This window comes from Halomonas halocynthiae DSM 14573, from assembly GCF_000425725.1.
Lineage (GTDB): Bacteria > Pseudomonadota > Gammaproteobacteria > Pseudomonadales > Halomonadaceae > Halomonas > Halomonas halocynthiae.
In genome coordinates this window covers 68,287-85,739 of the sequence record NZ_AUDZ01000014.1, presented here as the reverse complement: position 1 = coordinate 85,739, position 17,453 = coordinate 68,287, and the positions used below count along the sequence as shown (strand labels likewise).

Below are 17,453 nucleotides of genomic sequence, written 5' to 3'. Positions count from 1 at the left end.
CAGTGTCTGCATGTTATCGGGGCCTTAGGCGCATTTTGTGTGGTGCTATGGGTTTCCCTTGTCTGTCCTTGTTTGAATCCAATAAGAGAGTATTTACGGGTTATGAACTTAAACGTTGTGTTACGCAGTTGTTTTTTCAGCCTGCTGCTGGCTTTGCCGGCGCCTTGGTTGATCGGCCTGTTTGCGGATTGGTTTGGTGGCCAGCCAGCCCAGTTGGCGTTACAGGGCTACGTTGCTGTTGTCGTAGCGGTTTTTTTGCTGATGTTGGTGGCTACTTTGATTGTGGGGGCGCGTGGTGCTCGGAGTGCGCCGTCGACTGGGCAAATAGAGATTGAAGATGATGGCCGAGAAATTGGTGAGGTCAAATGGTTCAACGTCAATAAAGGGTATGGGTTTATCACTCGTGACACAGGAGAAGATGTCTTTGTGCATTTTCGTGCAATTCGTGGGCATGGTCATCGCACCCTGGCTGAGGGGCAAAAGGTGAAGTATCACACCTCCCATAATGATCGCGGATTGCAGGCTGATGATGTTACCGTGATTACTTGATACTGAATGCTAGTGTTGAGCTAGTGTTGAATGACGAAGCGCCCTGTCTTGACATGATGTCATGAGCAGGGCGTTTTGCTGTGTGGGGTTGGTTGATATTGCTTAGGCTTAGTGGCCGGAATCAACCCATTCAATAACGTGCTCACTGCCGTCGGCTGTTATCTGCAGGAAGTGGTCGGGAGCGTCGCCTGGGTGCCATCCGCCTAATGAGCAGCGCACCTCGCACTCTAGTGCGGCGGCGGCTGCGTGTGCTAGTTCAGCATCTGTAGCCCACGGTGTGGCTGGGCTGTCTAGCCATAGGCTGGTGAAGCCATCAGCCGCTTTTTCTACCAGCAGTACTGGGATAGCGTCGCCTTGATAGTTGCCTTGGCTACGCCAGCGCAGCTTGCCTGCTGGCTCCAGTGCTGGAGCGCCAATGGTCTCGCTGAGCCAGGCTTCAATAGCCTCGCGCTTTGCCTGCCTGGCCAGATAAATTTCGATATCGGGGTAGCGTTCCATGGTGGTCTCAGTCGGTGGCGGCAGGGGCAAACAGATGAGCAAGGATGTTTTCGTAAATGCTTGAAAGCTCGTCAAGGTCTGCGGCGCGCACTCGCTCGTTAATTTTGTGAATAGTGTCGTTGAGCGGCCCGAGCTCGACGATTTGGGTGCCAAGGGTGGCAATAAAGCGGCCATCAGAGGTGCCGCCGGATGTCGAAAGTACGGGGCGACGCCCGGTGACTTGATTAACGCCTGCTATCGCCGCCTCAATGAGATTGCCTTCGGCGGTCAGGAACGGTTCGCCGTTCAGTGTCCAGTCCAGCTGATAATCTAGTGAGTGGGCATCCAGAATGGCTTCGGTGCGTTCTTTTAGTTGATGGTGGTTGAGTTCGGTGGAATAGCGAAAGTTGAAGATTACCTCTAGTTCGCCAGGGATCACATTAGTCGCACCAGTGCCGCTGCGAATGTTGGAAATTTGAAAGCTGGTTGCAGGGAAGAATGCGTTGCCTGAATCCCAGTGCTCTTTGGCCAGAGCGTCCAGTGCTGGCAATACCTGGTGGATAGGATTGCGTGCTAGGTGGGGGTAGGCAACATGGCCTTGAATGCCATGGACGTGTAGTACACCACCTAATGAGCCGCGTCGTCCGTTCTTGATGACATCGCCGACCTGTTCGCTGGAGGAGGGCTCGCCGACGATGCAGTAATCTAGCCGCTCATGACGCGCATGAAACAGTTCGACTACGGCGCGAGTGCCGTCTACCGCAGGGCCTTCCTCGTCAGACGTGATCAGAAAGGCGATGCGGCCAGGGTAGTCAGGGTGTGCTGCAATGAAGCGCTCCGCTGCCGTTACCATGGCGGCTAGGCTACCTTTCATGTCGGCGGCGCCACGGCCACACAGCATGCCGTGTTCATCAATGTTAGGCTCGAAAGGAGGGTGCTCCCACTGAACATGCGGGCCCGCCGGTACGACGTCGGTATGTCCGGCAAAAGCAAGTACCGGCCCATGCTTGCCATGCACCGCCCAGAAGTTGTCAACGTTGCCATAAGGGAGCAGCTCAATGTGAAAGCCTAGGCGCTCTAGGCGTTCGATCATTAATGCTTGGCAGCCTTGGTCGTCAGGCGTTACGGAAGGGCGGCTCATTAGCTCCATGGCCAGTTCTAGGGTGGGGCTCAGGGTAACGTCAGTATCAATCGGGAGCATTCGGTTGTCCGCGGCTCAATAGATGGGCGTATTAGTTATGTGCGTGCAGTGCTTCGTTTAACGCGATGGCGCTTTTGTTGGTCAAGCATTCGATGCGGCCGTTGCGTGAGTTGCGGCGTAGCAACAGGTCGTTTTGGCCTGCTAGGTCGCGTGCTGTAATGGTTTCGACATCTTGGCCTTTGTCATCAAGTAGCACCACTTTGGCACCCGCCGTGATATACAGGCCTGCCTCTACTGTGCAACGGTCGCCTAACGGTATGCCGATCCCCGCATTGGCTCCAATCAGGCAGCCTTCACCAACGCGGATGATGATGTTGCCACCGCCTGACAGGGTGCCCATGGTGGAACAGCCGCCGCCAAGGTCAGAGCCTTTACCCACCATGACGCCAGCCGATACTCGACCCTCAATCATGTTGGGTCCTTCAGTGCCGGCATTGAAGTTGACGAAGCCTTCGTGCATGACGGTGGTGCCTTCGCCCAGATAAGCACCAAGGCGAACGCGCGAGGCGTCGCCGATGCGTACGCCGCCGGGCACTACGTAGTCAGTCATTTTGGGAAACTTGTCGACACAGTCTACTGACAGGTGGCGGCCTTCAAGGCGAGCTTTGAGGCGACGGGCTGGCAGTTCGTCAATGTCGATAGGGCCGTCGCTAGTCCAAGCCACGTTGCGCAGTAGGCCGAACATGCCGGTTAGGTCGACGCCATGGGGTTTGACCAGGCGGTGCGACAGCAGGTGCAGCTTGAGATAGACCTCGGGGGCACTGGAGGGCGGGGTGTCATTTTCCAGAAACACTGCCACCAGTGGGCGTTGGCTGGTAGCGAGTGCTTCGGCGAGTTGGGCTTGGTCTTCATGGCCGGCATGACGCAGGGCGTCGGCGAGTGGTGCGCAGTGTTCCGGCAAAAAGCTGACGACGGCATTGCCGGCTGGCGCATCAAGCGCCTGACGAGCGGCCTGGGCTAAGCTGGCTGCGGGCTCAAGCTGTGGCTCTGGATAGTAGACCTCTAGCCATTCTCCGCGGCTGTTTTGGGTACCTGTTCCGAGTGCTAGGCTAAACATGTTGTGTCCTCTGTAAAGTAGATCGGTGGCGTGAGATATCCGTTTTAAAGGTCGTCGTAATCGCCGTCGCGATAGCCAACGCGGATTTCTTCGCCGGTATCTAACACCGGCCGCTTGATCAGGGTGGGGTGGGTCAGTAGTAGCGTGCGGATCTCTCCGTCGCCGTTGCTGGCTTTCTGGCTGTCGCTCAGGTTGCGCCATGTGGTGCTGCGCTTGTTGAGCAGGGTCAGCAGTGCGGCCCGTTCAAGTAATTCTTCCAGCAGCCCAGCGGACAAGCCATCTTCACGGAGGTCATGGAGGCGGTAGGCAAGGCCCCTGTCGTCGAGCGCTTTGCGCGCTTTACGGCAGGTGTCACAGCTTTTGATGACGTAAAGTGTCAGCATCTGTCTTGTCCTTTGGGTCAGTAGGCTTCAGTCGGCAACGCTTAGCGCATCAATCAATCGTTGGCGTAATTGCTGTTGGCGCTCTGGGTCGGTGAGTGCTGCACCGTTGCGATCGGTAATGAAAAACACGTCTTCAACGCGCTCGCCGAAGGTGGCTATTTTGGCGGCTGAGAGTGCGATTTCCTGTTCCATGAAAATACGCCCAACTCGTGCCAGCAGGCCGGGACGATCGGGAGCCACCAGTTCTAGCAAGGTGCGCTCGTTGGCCGGGTCTTGCTCGATGACGACTTCAGTGGGAACCCGGAAGTGTCTGAGCTGACGCGGCGTGTAGCGGGTGACAATCTGCGGGTAGTCGTCGGGGTCGTCAAGTTCTTCGACTAGGTGCTGGTGAATCGCATCCATGCGTTGGGGGTCACGAATTGCTTGGCCGTGATCGTCCAGAACAATGAAGGTGTTGAGTGTCCAGTCATTGCTGGATGTCGCGATGCGGGCATCCTGAATCGATAAGCCTAACTGGTCCATGGCGGCTGCTGTGGCGGCAAACAGGTTGTCCACGGAGCGAGCATGAATGAAGACTTTGGTGCCACCCTCATGACTGTCATCCGGTGGGGCGCTGAGCATGATTAGTGGCAGCTGGCTGCTTTTGTGAGAAAGAATGCCTTGGGTTTGCCAGGCAATTTCGCTGGGCGCGTACTGAAGAAAATAGTCTTCGCCTAGTGAGCGCCATAGGCGATCTGTTTTGGCAATGTCGGCACCTAATGCGGCCAGCAGAGAGCGGGCTTCTGCACGGGTTTCGCGTACGCTGTCATCACGCTCTAGCGGGTGCTCTAAGCCTCGGCGCAAAGCGCGGCGGGTCTGCATGTACAGCTGTCGTAGCAGTGACGCGCGCCAGCCGTTCCATAGCGTTGGATTGGTGGCATTGATGTCAGCAACTGTCAGTACGTATAAATAATCTAGGCGGGTTTCGTCGGCGACAATGTGTGCGAACTCAGCGATGACCTCGGGATCGGTGATGTCGCGCTTCTGAGCTACCAGTGACATGAGTAGGTGATGCCTGACTAGCCAGACCACCAACCGAGTGTCTCGTGGTGCCAGCTGGTGTTGCAAGGCGAAGGTTTCCACCTCTTCAGCACCAATCTCAGAATGATCTCCGCCGCGCCCTTTGCCGATGTCATGAAACAGTCCCGCGATCCACAGCAGTTCAAGCTTGGGTAGCTGGTGCACCAAGGGCGCTGCGACAGAAAAGCACTCCTTGGCGCTGGGCTTGTGAAGGTCATGGATGCACTTGAGCAGACGCAGTGTGTGAGCATCTACGGTATAGATATGAAACAGGTCATGCTGCATGAGTCCCACGGCTTGGCCGAAAGCAGGCAAGTATTTGCCAAGCACACCGTAGCGGTTCATTCGTTGTAACTGGCGAGCAACGTTGCCTGGGGCTCGCAGTAGGCGCAGGAAGAGAGCCTGGTGCTGTGGGTTGTTGCGAAAACGGTCATCGATGAGGTGGCGGTGGTCACGAATCAGGCGAATCGTGTCGGCTCGTACGCCGTCAATGTGTGAGTGTTCAGCCATCAACACAAATAGTTCAAGTAGTGCCGCAGGATTATCGCTGAAAACGCGACGGTGGCAGGCCTGAATATAGCCCGCCTTGATTTCGAAGCGGGCGTTGAGTGGTTCAATAATCGGGTCTTCGCCGCTGTGCAAAATGACTTCGTCGAAGTGCTGTAACAACATGTCGTTGAGCCCGGCCAGGGCAGTGACGTGGCGGTAGTAGCGCTTCATAAAGCTTTCTACTGCAAGGCGCTCTGGCGTATCACGGAAGCCAAACATTTCGGCGATAGCTGCCTGGTGGTCAAATAGCAGTCGGTCTTCGGCGCGGCCAGCTAATAGGTGTAATGCATAGCGCACCTGCCATAAAAAGGCTTGGCCTTGGCTGAGAATGTGCAGCTCGGCATCGTTCATGAAACCGTCAGCGACAAGCTGTGAGTAATGCTCGGTGCCAAAATGACGTTTGGCTACCCAGCCGATCATCTGGATATCTCGCAGTCCACCGGGAGAGCTTTTGATATTAGGTTCCAGGTGGTATTCGGAGTTGTTGAAGCGTCGATGGCGGGTAATCTGTTCTCGCCATTTTGCCTCGAAAAACAGCTCAGAGGGCCATAAACGGTCGGTGGAAAGCCGCTTTTGCATGGCTTCGCGCAAGCGTTCTGGTCCAGCCAGGGTGCGCGTTTCGATCAAGTTGGTGATGATGGTGATGTCGGCCTTGGCTTCGCGCTCGCAGTCGTTCAGAGAGCGCACGCTGTGACCAATTTCAAGGCCGATATCCCACAAAAATGTAATGAAAGCGCTTAGGGGTTCACGGTAGACGCTGTCATCGTCGTGCTCGAGGAGAATCTGGAGGTCTACATCAGAGTGCGGGTGTAGTTCGCCACGGCCATAACCGCCCACGGCCAGTAATGCGATGCTGTCGTCGTGCCAGTCATGCTGTTGCCAGGCGATTTCCAGCAGGCGATCAAGGCACCAGGCGCGACCTCGTATCAGGTCGCGAATGTCGCTACCGGCTTGAAAGTGCTCGTCGAGGCGGTGCTGAATTTCCCCCAGCGCCGCCTTGAAGGGGGCGATGGGGGAGCGGCTGCCGTTGAGTTCGCTGCGAAAGCCTTCGATATCGAACAGGCTAGTGTCAGGCTGAAACTGATAATGGTGCAGCAGCATGATGGCCGACTCAGTCTGCGAGGAAGGAAAGGTCTTCGTCGCTGCGGGCGGTAAGGACTTCTACGCCAGTGGCGGTGACCAATAGGGTGTGCTCCCACTGAGCGGTTAGGCTCTTATCGCGAGTTACAGCGGTCCAGCCATCGCGTAGCACTTTGGTCTGGTGGTTGCCAATGTTGATCATCGGTTCGACAGTGAAGCACATGCCTTCGGCTAAGACTAAGTCGGCTTCGGGAGCGTAACCGTCGTAGTGCAATACCTGGGGGTCTTCGTGGAAGCCCGCGCCGATGCCGTGGCCGCAAAAGTCACGCACTACCGAGTAGCCATTCGCTTCGGCATGTTCTTGGATTGCGCGAGCCAGCTCTGAGAGCCGTGCACCTGGGCGAATCAGGGCCATGCTGCGATATAGGCACTCTTGGGTGATGCGGCATAAGCGCTCACCTTGAATGCTTTCGCCGATAATGTACATAACGCTGGAATCGCCGTGGTAGCCATCGGCGGTTTTTACTGTGATATCAAGATTCATGATGTCGCCCTTTTTGAGCGACTTTTTGTCATCGGGAATGCCGTGACACACCACATGGTTGATAGAGGTGCAGACTGACTTGGGAAAGCCGTGATAGTTAAGTGGTGCTGGAACGGACCCCAGCGTATTGACGATATAGTCGTGGCATAAACGATCGATCTCGCCTGTGGTGATGCCAGCCTCGACGTGGGGGGTGATCATTTCGATAACGCTGGCAGCTTGGCGGCCAGCCTCGCGCATCTTGGTAATTTCGTCGGGCGTCTTAATGGGTACGTTCATGGAGTCTCACGGTCAGAGGAGTGTTGCCGAGCAGCACGAGTCATCACGGATGATTGGGTGCTGCTTCATCTTGCAGTTGTTCTATGGTATAAAGCTGCGCGCTTTCCTGCAAACTCACGGGTCAATTCCATAATGTCAGCCAGCTGACTGAGGTGAGTCCGTCGGGGCGGCAGGTTAAGCGCAATATCAATTTGTAATGCAATGCCTTGAAAACACACATGCACCGACACATGGTCCCGGGTGCTTTCGGTTCGCCGTTAGTCGGATCCATGGGGTGCGTGGAGGCCTAACCCGATTTTCAGGAGTTATCCATGTCACACGTTAATATGCGCGATCTGTTGAAGGCTGGCGCTCACTTCGGCCACCAGACCCGTTACTGGAACCCGAAGATGGGCAAGTACATCTTTGGCGCGCGTAACAAGATTCATATCATCAACCTCGAGTACACGCTGCCAGCCCTGAATGAGGCTATCGGTGTGGTCGAGAAAATGGCTACCTCGAACAACAAAATCATGTTTGTCGGCACTAAGCGTAGCGCTAGCAAAGTGATCAAGGAAGAGGCTACCCGTGCTGGTCAGCCGTTCGTCAATCACCGCTGGCTCGGCGGTATGCTGACTAACTTCAAGACCATTCGCCAGTCGATCAAGCGTCTGCGCGAGCTTGAAGGTATGCGCGAAGATGGCACGTTCGAGAAACTGACCAAAAAAGAAGTCTTGATGGCAACTCGCGAGCAGGACAAGCTCGAGCGTTCCATCGGCGGTATTAAAGACATGGGCGGTTTGCCTGATGCACTGTTTGTGATCGACGTTGATCATGAGCGTATTGCTATCAATGAAGCCAACAAACTGGGCATTCCGGTTATTGGCGTGGTCGACACTAACTCCAATCCGGATGGTGTGGATTACATTATTCCGGGTAATGATGACTCGATCCGTGCTATCCAGATCTACGTCAAGGCTATTGCTGATGCGTGTGGCCGTGCCAAAGAAGGTCGTCCTGACGAGTTTGTTGAAGTCAGCGAAACAGCGGCTGAAGCCGCTGCGAGCGAAAACGAAAGCAGCGCCGCCGCTGAGTAATCAACAGCCTGCTCTAGGCCTTGTGTCTTACATCGGTGTTAAAAAAGGGGCTGCGGCCCCTTTTTGAAACATGCTGAGGGTAGGGTAAGGTAGGGTCGCCGGTGTTAGTGTCGGCGGCAGACTTTCAGGTCGACCTGTTTTTAATGTCGAACTATCAGAGGAAAATTAGTCATGGCAGCTATCAGCGCCTCTCAGGTCAAGGAACTGCGTGATCGTACTGGTCTTGGCATGATGGAGTGCAAAAGCGCACTCACTGAAGCCGACGGCGATATTGATGTCGCAATTGAGAACCTGCGTAAGAACTCTGGCCTCAAGGCCGCCAAAAAATCTGGCCGCACTGCCGCTGAAGGCATTGTTGTCACTCGTGTTGCTGAAGATGGCAGCTACGGTGTAATGGTCGAAATTAATTCCGAGACCGACTTTGTCGCTCGTGATGATAACTTCAAGGCGTTTGCTGACCGTATCGCTGACGCCTTCTTCGCCGCTAAGAGTGAAGATGTGGCCGCCGTCATGGCAGGCGAGCTGGAAGAAGTGCGTGAGCAGCTGGTGCAGAAAATTGGCGAGAACATTAGCGTGCGTCGCAGTGTTGTCGTTGAAGCAGCTCCTCAGGGCACCTTAGTCGGTGAATACGTTCACGGCGGCCGTATTGGTGTACTGACGGTACTGAACGGCGGTAGCGCCGAGGCCGGTAAGGATGTGTCCATGCATGTGGCGGCCATCAATCCAGCCGTTGCGCTTCCCGGTGATATGCCGCAGGAGCACCTGGATGCGGAAAAAGCGATCATCATGGCTCAGCCTGATATGGCGGGTAAGCCAGAGCAAATCGCTGAGAAGATGGTGCAAGGCCGTCTGAAGAAGTATCTGGCAGAAAACAGTCTGACAGAACAGCCGTTTGTTAAAGACCCGAACCAGAGTGTTGCTGAGTTCGTGAAAGCGGCTGGCGGTGAGGTTGTTTCTTTCACGCGCTTTGAGGTGGGTGAAGGCATCGAGAAAGAAGAAGTCGACTTCGCTCAGGAAGTCATGGAGCAGGCAGGCCGTCAGTAAGGGCTGCCCGTTTCGTTATACGATGGCGTGCGCGTAAGCGCACGCTTTCGCGTGTTCGGTCGGCGCATCCGGCCACCTCATATCCCACGCTGTCAACTCTGCTCGATTCGGAGATAACGTCATGAGCCAAGCTGAATCTACCGCGCCTAGGCCTGATAAGCCACGCCCCCAGGTATCTAAGTTCAAGCGCATTCTGCTCAAGCTGTCAGGTGAGGCACTCACGGGGAATGCCGACTTTGGTATTGACCCTCAGGTGTTAGACCGCATGGCACTGGAAATTGGCCAGCTTGTCGGCATTGGTGTTCAAGTAGGTATTGTGGTGGGAGGTGGCAACCTGTTTCGTGGCGCGGCACTTCATGAGGCAGGCATGGATCGAGTTACCGGTGACCATATGGGCATGCTGGCAACAGTAATGAATGCCTTGGCAATGCGCGATGCACTGGAGCGTTCGAGTATCCGCTCGCGGGCTATGTCAGCCATCCCGATGAGCGGGGTGGTAGAGCACTATGACCGCCGCACAGCGATTCGCTACCTGACCTCTGGTGACGTGGTATTGTTCGCTGCTGGAACGGGTAACCCGTTTTTCACCACGGACTCTGCTGCCTGCTTGCGCGGTGTCGAGATTGATGCTGATGTTGTCATCAAGGCCACCAAGGTTGATGGGGTGTATGACAAGGATCCCGTGAAGTATTCCGATGCGGTCAAGTATGAGCGTCTTTCTTATGATGACGCCCTTGATCAGAAGCTCGGAGTCATGGATTTGACCGCCATTTGCCTTGTGCGTGACCATGATATGCCAGTACGGGTGTTCAATATGAACAGGCCGGGTGCGCTGCTGAATCTGGTGGTAGGTGGCCGAGAAGGCACGCTGATTGATAGAGGGTAACGTCGTGATTGATGATATCAGGAAAGATGCGCAAAGCCGCATGAAGAAAAGCGTTGAAGCACTGCATAGCAACTTCAACAAGATTCGCACTGGCCGAGCACACCCCAGTATTCTGGATGCCGTTCAGGTCGATTACTACGGCGGTATGGTGCCCATCAGCCAGGTGGCTTCGGTGAATGTCGAAGATGCACGTACGCTTAGCATTGTGCCGTGGGAGCAAGCCATGGTGCCTAAGGTGGAAAAGGCTATCATGACGTCTGAACTTGGCCTTAACCCGTCGAGTGCAGGTAATGTGATTCGTGTCCCCATGCCGATGTTGACCGAGGAAACGCGCAAGGGGTACATCAAGCAGGCACGCCATGAAGCAGAAGCTGCCAGGGTCTCGGTGCGTAATGTGCGCCGTGATGCCAATGGCGATATCAAGGCGTTGCTCAAGGATAAAGACATCTCTGAAGATGAAGCTCGTCAGGGTGAAGAGGCCATTCAAAAGATCACCGATACCACGGTGGCAGAGATTGATAAGGCTCTGGAGTCTAAAGAGCAGGATCTGATGCAGGTCTGAAGATGGCTGTTCGGCGGCAGTGCGCATTGTGCTGCTGCTGTTTTATCTGATACTGATCCGCCATGTGAGGCACCATGACGTCATCGACACCAGACCTTCTGTCTGAGGGATCAAAACCGCGTCACGTCGCCATCATCATGGATGGCAATAATCGCTGGGCTAAGTCACGTGGACAGTCTGGGATTCGTGGGCATCACGCGGGAGTTGAGGCAGTGCGCGCGGTGATTCGTCGTGCGGTTGAGCAAGAAATTGAAACGCTCACGCTGTTTGCTTTTTCCAGTGAAAACTGGCGTCGTCCGCCCGCCGAGGTTGAGGCGTTAATGCAGTTGTTTCAGTTGGCGCTACAGCGTGAAGTGAAAAAGCTGCATCGCTATGGCATTCGTTTGTCAGTTATTGGCGATCGCGATGGGCTTCCCAGTGTTGTGCGTAAGCATATCGACAAAGCAGAAGAGCTAACGGCTGACAACACCCGTTTGCATCTGGTGATTGCTGCTAACTATGGGGGGCAGTGGGATATTGCCTGCGCTGCGCGTCGTTTGGCTGAGCGTGTCGCTGATGGTGAGATAAGCCCGCAAGATATTGATGAAGCCTGCTTAGGGAAGTCAATGTGTCTGGCGTCTGATGCGCCGGTTGATCTGTGCATCCGTACTAGCGGAGAGCAGCGGATTTCTAATTTCATGCTTTGGCAGATGGCCTATGCCGAGCTCTATTTTACGTCAGTTCTATGGCCAGACTTCGGGGCTGATGCTTTCGATGCGGCATTGCTGGACTTTGCCGGACGTAAGCGCCGCTTTGGCAGAACGGATGACCAGGTAGAGGGCGCCAATGCTTAAACAACGTATCGTGACGGCTTTGTGGTTATTCGTGGTGGCGGGGGTTGGCCTCTTTGTACTGTCCGGTAATGCTTTTACGGCGTTTACCGCGGCTGTTGTGCTGCTGGGAAGTTGGGAGTGGGCCAACCTGGCAGGGCTGTCATCCGCTGGAAAGCGCGCTCTAGTCGCTGCCGCCATGGCGTTGGTGTTGTTTTTTATGTATTCCAGCGGCGCCGTGCTGGCTGCTTGGCCCCTTTGGGTTGCTGCTGTTGGGTGGCTGGTAAACCTGTACTGGGTGATTAGTTACCCTCGGCGAGTGGGGCAGTGGAGCAGTATGGCCGTGCGCCTGCTGATGGGGTTATGGGTGCTGGTTTCTGCCTGGGTTGGGCTTAACGTATTGCGCGAGCAGGGCGCGATTTGGCTGCTTTACGTGCTGCTAGTTGTGTGGAGTGCGGATATTGGCGCGTATTTTGTTGGTCGTGCTTTCGGGCAACGGAAGCTGGCGCCGAGCGTGAGTCCCGGCAAGTCCTGGGAGGGCGTGTTTGGCGGGGCGGCGTTAACGGCCTTGCTGGCGATCGGGTTTGCCGTGGGCATGAATCTAGGATTGATTGGCGGTTTGCTGTTGTTGGTAGCGACGGTTGTGGTGTCATTTGCTTCAGTATTGGGTGATCTGTTGGAAAGCATGCTCAAACGCTATCGTGGCATTAAAGATTCCAGCAACCTACTGCCCGGGCATGGTGGGGTGTTAGATCGTATCGACAGCCTTACCGCAGCCGCGCCTTTGTTTGCGCTGTTTAAGGTGTTGGGTTCATGAGCCAGCGCCTTGCCGTTACCGTGCTCGGTGCCACCGGCTCTATTGGTGCCAGCACGCTTGATGTTCTTGCTCGCCACCCTGAACGTTACAGCGTATATGCGTTGACGGCGCATCGTTCAAGAGATGCCCTGTTGAGTGCTTGCTTGCGCCATCAACCACAAATTGCTGTGATTGAGACGCAGGCTGATGCGACTTGGCTGCGCAATGCATTACGTGCGGCGGGGGTGTTCACAGACGTACAGTATGGGGCTGAGGCCTTAGTTGATGTGAGTGCAGCAGCTGAGGTCGATGTCGTTATGGCGGCCATTGTTGGTGCTGCTGGGCTTTTGCCGACGTTGGCGGCAGCGCGTGCGGGTAAGCGTGTACTGTTAGCTAACAAAGAAGCTTTGGTGATGTCTGGTGCGCTGCTTATGGATGAAGTGGCGCAACATGGGGCAACGCTTTTGCCCATTGATTCTGAACATAATGCTATTTATCAGTGTCTACCTGCTGGGCTGTGTGGTGGACGCGAAGCTGCACGCAGCCAAGAGCAGCGCCTGGCGAAAAATGGTATAGCGCAGAGCGGTGTAACGCAGTTGCTGTTAACGGCATCGGGCGGCCCTTTTCGTGGTTGGAGTGCTGACGCACTGGCTGCTGTGACGCCAGATCAGGCGTGTGCTCACCCTAACTGGAGCATGGGGCGCAAAATATCCGTGGATAGCGCCACGTTAATGAATAAAGGGTTGGAGCTAATTGAGGCCTGCTGGCTGTTTGATGCGCGCCCTGAGCAGGTTCAGGTGGTTGTTCATCCTCAGAGTGTGGTGCACTCCATGGTGGCTTACAGCGATGGCTCGGTATTGGCACAGCTGGGTAATCCGGATATGCGCACTCCGATTGCTTATGGCTTAGCTTGGCCTGAGCGGATTGATGCGGGCGTCAGGCCACTGGATCTGTTCGAAGTGGCCAGGCTGGACTTTGAGGCGCCAGATGACGAGGCGTTTCCATGTTTGCGCCTAGCGAGAGACGCAATGCAGGCGGGTGGAACAGCACCGGCAGTGTTGAATGCTGCTAATGAAGTGGGCGTGGCGTCGTTTCTTGACGGCAGGCTTGGGTTTGGTGGCATTGCCGAGCTGGTTGCTCGAGTGCTTGATGCGTGTCCGGTAGTCGCAGCGACAGAGCTTGACGCCGTGTTGGACGCTGATGCCCGGGCGCGTCATGAAGCGCAAGTTTGGTTGCGCCAATGCCCGTCTTATTAATTCAGCTTTACTTATAATGCAACCTGACAGGAGAGCGGCGTGAGTCTGATCCAGAACGTGCTGGCTGTAATCGTAGTGCTTGGCCTGTTGGTAACATTTCATGAGTTTGGGCACTTCTGGGTGGCGAGGCGCTGTGGCGTCAAAGTACTGCGTTTTTCAGTCGGTTTTGGTCGGCCTTTATGGTCTCGCTATGATCGCCATGGTACCGAATTTGCTGTAGCTGCCATCCCGCTTGGTGGTTATGTCAAAATGCTGGACGAGCGTGAGGGAGAGGTCGATCCTGCCGAGCTGGATCAGGCATTCAACCGCAAAAATGTTTGGCAGCGAATTGCTATTGTTGCTGCAGGTCCCGTAGCGAATTTTTTGTTGGCCATCGTGGCGTATTGGCTAGTGTTTGTGGTGGGAACCACTGCTGTGGTGCCCGCTATCGGCCACGTGACTCCTGGTTCGCCCGCTGAACAAGCCGGCCTGCAGGCAGAGCAGGAGATTACGGCAGTTCAGGGCGAGGTGGTGCGTAGTTGGGAAGATGTGGGTCTCAAGCTGATCGCCAGCATTGGCGCGGTTGGCACGTTGGATGTTGAGGCGAGAAGCGAAAATAGCCAAGTAACGCGCTCTTATTTGGTGCCGGTGGACAACTGGCTGGTTGGTCAAGATCCGCCTCGGCCGCTGCAGAGCCTTGGGGTGGAGCCATGGCGTCCGGATGTGCCAGCGGTTATCGGGCAGCTGTTGGATAACGAGCCAGCACAGCAAGCAGGGTTGGCCGTAGGTGATAGAGTGCTTCGGGTTGATGGCGAGCCAGTGGCTGACTGGAGCGATCTTGTTCAGCGCATTCAGGCGAGCCCAGGCCGTGAGTTGGCGTTTGAGGTCGAGCGTGATGGCGACGTGCGCTTTCTTAATGTGGTACCAGGCCAAAAAGCCAATGGTGAACAAAGGGTCGGCTATATCGGTGCTGGTGTTGAGGCGGTAAACTGGCCGTCTTCAGCGTTGCGGGATATTCGCTATGGGCCGATTGAAGCGGTGGGGCAAGCTGCTCAGCGGACCGGTGAAATGACGCTGTTGACCTTGGGTGCCATTCGCAAGATGCTGGTGGGGTTGATTTCTCCCAGCAACCTGTCAGGCCCCATTACGATTGCGCGTATCGCGGGTGACTCTGCGCGTTCTGGTTTCGAGGGATTTGTTAGCTTTTTGGCGTACTTATCTATCAGCTTGGGTGTGTTGAACCTGTTGCCGATCCCGATGCTGGATGGGGGGCACCTAATGTTTTACCTGGCTGAAGCGGTGCGTGGAAAACCGGTTTCTGAGCGGATTCAAGACGTAGGCCTGAGAATTGGTATTGCCCTCGTTGGGGCGCTGATGCTTATGGCGTTGTATTTCGATGTGATGCGATTGTGGTAGGCTGTTGCGAAGTCTTGTCAGCAGACCACACAAATGTATAAGGTGCCTGTCAGAAAAATGGGTAGGCAGATCAACTTGAGCGAATCGACTGCATGAAGATCAAGAACATCGGACTGGCAGCTGTGCTGCTGGCCAGTGCCAGTGCGGCACAGGCGGACCCCTTTGCGATCAGGGATATTCGTGTGGAAGGCCTGCAGCGGGTTTCTGCTGCCTCAGTGTTCAACGCCTTTCCTGTCAACGCCAGTCAGACAGTTGATGAGCGACAGCTAGCTGCTGCTGCACGTCAGTTGTTTGCTACAGGGTTGTTTGATGACGTACGTCTAGCCCGTGAGGGAGATGTACTGATTATCGAGGTTGAAGAGCGCCCGACGATTTCTCGTCTGAATATCGAAGGCAATAAGCAGATCTCTAACACCGATTTGCGTAATGGCTTGCGTGAGGCTGGGCTCGATGAAGGACAGGTGCTGCAGCTTTCAACGCTAGAAGAGCTTGAGCGTGAGCTGGCTGGGGTATACCAGGCTCAGGGGCGCTACAGCGCTCAGATAAAAACCAGTGTTGAGCCTGCAGGCGCTGGCCGGGTCCAGGTTAATATCAAAATCGATGAGGGTGCCGTCGCACGTATTCGCCAACTTAATATTGTGGGGAATAAAGCGTTTGATGATGACACCCTGCGAGATGTATTTGAGTTGGAAGATACACCCGGTTGGTTCTTTGGCTGGTTCTCTGATGATAAATATTCGCGTCAGGCGCTGTCAGGTGACTTAGAGCGTCTGCGCTCCTTTTATCTCGACCGTGGCTACGTCAACTTTAATGTTGATTCGACGCAAGTGTCGATTAGCCCAGACAAGTCGCAGATTTTTGTTACTGTCAATGTTACCGAAGGTAAGCAATATCGGCTGGGAAATATCAGCTTTGCCGGTAACATGCGTATTTCCGAGCGAGAGGCCAGAGAGCTGCTTCAAGTTCAGAGCGGCGAAATCTTTTCCCTCAGTGATGTGACAGCATCTTCTGAGGCGCTTCGTTCGCGGTTGGGGGCGGAAGGTTTTGCGTTTGCTGAGATCAATGGTATTCCCGAGGTCAGTGCGAGTGGAGATACTGTTGACCTGACCTTTGCGGTAGATGCTGGGCGACGTGCTTATGTACGGCGCATTGAGTTTGTGGGTAATACCACAACTCAGGATGAGGTGTTGCGTCGTGAGATGATCCAGATGGAGGGTGCACCTGCCTCCACCGAAGCGATTGCTCAGTCTCGTCAGCGCCTTGAGCGGCTAGGCTTCTTCAAGCAGGTTGAGGTAACAACTGAGTCGGTATCCGGTGCCGGGGATCAGCTGGATGTGACCTATACCGTCGAGGAGCAGCCATCTGGCTCAGTATCAGCCAGTATTGGTTATTCTCAAAGTGCTGGTGTGATCTACGGTGCCTCCCTGGCTCAGGATAACTTCCTTGGTACCGGTAACCGAGTAAATATTGGCGCGCAGCGCAGCGATAACTACACCAGTGTTAATTTTGGTTTTACCGACCCGTACTGGACGTTAGATGGCATCTCGCGGGGTTATCATCTGTTCTACCGTGAGACCAATTACGAAGATTCTGATATTTCTACCTACTCTACGGATGCCATTGGTGGCGGGATTAACTTCGGTTATCCAATCAATGAAATTACACGCCTGAATTTTGGTGCTGATGTTGAGAGTCTTAAGGTAAAAACGTATCAAGATACGCCGTCTGAGATTGAGCGCTACGTTCAGGATCAGGGGGGCAGAGCTGACTCGTTTAGGGTGTCGGCCAGCTGGACGCGCAACGACCTTAACCGCGGCATTATGCCAACAGCGGGTAACTATCAGCGTCTTTCTATGGAAACCACGGTGCCCGGCTCCGACGCCCAGTTCTATAAAATGCGAGCTCAGGCGCGCCATTTCTTCCCCTTCAACGAAGAGCAGTCCTGGACCCTGAAGCTCAGTGCTGAAGCAGGTTATGGGGATAGCATTGGCAGTGACCCCTACCCCTTCTATGAGAACTTTTTCTCAGGTGGTTTAGGCTCTGTGCGCGGTTATACCTCAAGCACACTGGGGCCGCGTACTACGCCTCGAGGTAATGGTGGTGTGACCACCATGGGCGGTAACGTGATGCTCCAGGGCAGCGCAGAGCTGATTTTCCCAATGCCCTTTGTCGATGACCAGCGTTCAGTTCAACCGTCGCTATTTGTCGATGGTGGTAACACGTTCCTGACCTCATGTTACAAGGTGATGCCAGAGGATCGTGGACGCCAGAGTTGCGAGTCAGGGGTTGACCTTGGTGAACTTCGCTATAGTGCGGGTGTCGGACTTTCCTGGTTGACGCCAGTTGGGCCACTGACATTCAGCTTTGCCAAGCCCCTTAATAAGAAAAGCGGCGATGATACCCAAGTGTTCCAGTTCTCACTGGGCCAGACATTCTGAACTTTGTCATGGA

16 protein-coding genes are annotated in these 17,453 nt (G+C 54.9%); 10 read left to right on the top strand and 6 right to left on the bottom strand.

The features are described 5' to 3' along the window. The first annotated feature begins 102 nt into the window (after window positions 1-102). The gene (locus H616_RS15745) at window positions 103-549 is read left to right on the top strand and encodes a cold-shock protein (RefSeq protein ID WP_027965910.1); all 447 of its coding nucleotides are present in this window, start codon (window positions 103-105) and stop codon (window positions 547-549) included. Window positions 550-657: 108 nt separating this feature from the next. Here H616_RS15745 and H616_RS0102315 read toward each other — a convergent pair whose 3' ends face one another. Genes H616_RS0102315 through map form a run of 6 tightly spaced genes read right to left on the bottom strand, consistent with a single transcriptional unit; the run spans window position 658 to window position 7,178 of the window. Further along, window positions 658-1,047: a hypothetical protein gene (locus H616_RS0102315; RefSeq protein WP_027965909.1), complete on the bottom strand. Its 390-nt coding sequence runs from the start codon at window positions 1,045-1,047 to the stop codon at window positions 658-660. 7 nt (window positions 1,048-1,054) lie between these two features. Beyond that, complete coding sequence (gene dapE / locus H616_RS0102310; RefSeq protein WP_027965908.1) at window positions 1,055-2,227, bottom strand: succinyl-diaminopimelate desuccinylase; 1,173 nt, start codon at window positions 2,225-2,227, stop codon at window positions 1,055-1,057. Between the two features lie 31 nt (window positions 2,228-2,258). Further along, on the bottom strand, window positions 2,259-3,284 hold the full coding sequence (gene dapD, locus H616_RS0102305) for a 2,3,4,5-tetrahydropyridine-2,6-dicarboxylate N-succinyltransferase (RefSeq protein ID WP_027965907.1): 1,026 nt from the start codon (window positions 3,282-3,284) through the stop codon (window positions 2,259-2,261). A gap of 44 nt (window positions 3,285-3,328) precedes the next feature. Continuing rightward, window positions 3,329-3,667, bottom strand: coding sequence for a Spx/MgsR family RNA polymerase-binding regulatory protein (locus H616_RS0102300; protein ID WP_027965906.1), 339 nt, complete (start codon window positions 3,665-3,667; stop codon window positions 3,329-3,331). A 27-nt stretch (window positions 3,668-3,694) separates the two neighbouring features. Continuing rightward, window positions 3,695-6,376: a [protein-PII] uridylyltransferase gene (locus H616_RS0102295; RefSeq protein WP_027965905.1), complete on the bottom strand. Its 2,682-nt coding sequence runs from the start codon at window positions 6,374-6,376 to the stop codon at window positions 3,695-3,697. A 10-nt stretch (window positions 6,377-6,386) separates the two neighbouring features. Continuing rightward, on the bottom strand, window positions 6,387-7,178 hold the full coding sequence (gene map / locus H616_RS0102290; RefSeq protein ID WP_027965904.1) for a type I methionyl aminopeptidase: 792 nt from the start codon (window positions 7,176-7,178) through the stop codon (window positions 6,387-6,389). A 311-nt stretch (window positions 7,179-7,489) separates the two neighbouring features. On the opposite strand from map, the gene rpsB reads away from it, so the two are divergent. The 9 genes from rpsB (at window position 7,490) to bamA (ending at window position 17,440) form a co-directional block, all read left to right on the top strand. Next, window positions 7,490-8,254, top strand: coding sequence for a 30S ribosomal protein S2 (gene rpsB / locus H616_RS0102285; RefSeq protein WP_027965903.1), 765 nt, complete (start codon window positions 7,490-7,492; stop codon window positions 8,252-8,254). 171 nt (window positions 8,255-8,425) lie between these two features. Then, window positions 8,426-9,298, top strand: coding sequence for a translation elongation factor Ts (gene tsf / locus H616_RS0102280; RefSeq protein ID WP_027965902.1), 873 nt, complete (start codon window positions 8,426-8,428; stop codon window positions 9,296-9,298). A 121-nt stretch (window positions 9,299-9,419) separates the two neighbouring features. Beyond that, window positions 9,420-10,184 (top strand): UMP kinase, encoded by a 765-nt coding sequence (gene pyrH, locus H616_RS0102275; RefSeq protein WP_027965901.1) that lies wholly within the window; start codon window positions 9,420-9,422, stop codon window positions 10,182-10,184. A gap of 4 nt (window positions 10,185-10,188) precedes the next feature. Then, entirely contained in the window at window positions 10,189-10,746 is a 558-nt protein-coding gene (frr, locus tag H616_RS0102270; protein WP_027965900.1) for a ribosome recycling factor, read from the top strand. Window positions 10,747-10,820: 74 nt separating this feature from the next. After that, a complete protein-coding gene (uppS, locus tag H616_RS0102265; RefSeq protein ID WP_027965899.1) occupies window positions 10,821-11,579 on the top strand; it encodes a polyprenyl diphosphate synthase in 759 nt (252 codons plus the stop codon). Next, a complete protein-coding gene (locus tag H616_RS0102260) occupies window positions 11,572-12,372 on the top strand; it encodes a phosphatidate cytidylyltransferase (protein ID WP_027965898.1) in 801 nt (266 codons plus the stop codon). The genes uppS and H616_RS0102260 overlap by 8 nt, the downstream gene beginning before the upstream one ends. Further along, window positions 12,369-13,607 carry a 1-deoxy-D-xylulose-5-phosphate reductoisomerase gene (gene ispC / locus H616_RS0102255; RefSeq protein ID WP_027965897.1) on the top strand — a complete coding sequence of 413 codons (1,239 nt, stop codon included), beginning with the start codon at window positions 12,369-12,371 and terminating at the stop codon, window positions 13,605-13,607. Before H616_RS0102260 ends, ispC begins: the two co-directional genes overlap by 4 nt. Before the next feature lie 39 nt (window positions 13,608-13,646). Beyond that, window positions 13,647-15,002, top strand: coding sequence for an RIP metalloprotease RseP (gene rseP / locus H616_RS0102250; RefSeq protein ID WP_027965896.1), 1,356 nt, complete (start codon window positions 13,647-13,649; stop codon window positions 15,000-15,002). A gap of 92 nt (window positions 15,003-15,094) precedes the next feature. After that, the gene (gene bamA / locus H616_RS0102245) at window positions 15,095-17,440 is read left to right on the top strand and encodes an outer membrane protein assembly factor BamA (protein ID WP_240470517.1); all 2,346 of its coding nucleotides are present in this window, start codon (window positions 15,095-15,097) and stop codon (window positions 17,438-17,440) included. The last annotated feature ends 13 nt before the right edge of the window (window positions 17,441-17,453 follow it).

Coding starts and splice junctions, on each gene's coding strand:
- H616_RS0102260 (WP_027965898.1), top strand. CDS start 11,572: ATGCTTAAACAACGTATCGTGACGGCTTTGTGGTTATTCGTGGTGGCG.
- map (WP_027965904.1), bottom strand. CDS start 7,178: ATGAACGTACCCATTAAGACGCCCGACGAAATTACCAAGATGCGCGAG.
- H616_RS0102315 (WP_027965909.1), bottom strand. CDS start 1,047: ATGGAACGCTACCCCGATATCGAAATTTATCTGGCCAGGCAGGCAAAG.
- tsf (WP_027965902.1), top strand. CDS start 8,426: ATGGCAGCTATCAGCGCCTCTCAGGTCAAGGAACTGCGTGATCGTACT.
- uppS (WP_027965899.1), top strand. CDS start 10,821: ATGACGTCATCGACACCAGACCTTCTGTCTGAGGGATCAAAACCGCGT.
- H616_RS0102295 (WP_027965905.1), bottom strand. CDS start 6,376: ATGCTGCTGCACCATTATCAGTTTCAGCCTGACACTAGCCTGTTCGAT.
- dapE (WP_027965908.1), bottom strand. CDS start 2,227: ATGCTCCCGATTGATACTGACGTTACCCTGAGCCCCACCCTAGAACTG.
- bamA (WP_240470517.1), top strand. CDS start 15,095: ATGAAGATCAAGAACATCGGACTGGCAGCTGTGCTGCTGGCCAGTGCC.
- H616_RS0102300 (WP_027965906.1), bottom strand. CDS start 3,667: ATGCTGACACTTTACGTCATCAAAAGCTGTGACACCTGCCGTAAAGCG.
- H616_RS15745 (WP_027965910.1), top strand. CDS start 103: ATGAACTTAAACGTTGTGTTACGCAGTTGTTTTTTCAGCCTGCTGCTG.
- pyrH (WP_027965901.1), top strand. CDS start 9,420: ATGAGCCAAGCTGAATCTACCGCGCCTAGGCCTGATAAGCCACGCCCC.
- ispC (WP_027965897.1), top strand. CDS start 12,369: ATGAGCCAGCGCCTTGCCGTTACCGTGCTCGGTGCCACCGGCTCTATT.
- dapD (WP_027965907.1), bottom strand. CDS start 3,284: ATGTTTAGCCTAGCACTCGGAACAGGTACCCAAAACAGCCGCGGAGAA.
- rpsB (WP_027965903.1), top strand. CDS start 7,490: ATGTCACACGTTAATATGCGCGATCTGTTGAAGGCTGGCGCTCACTTC.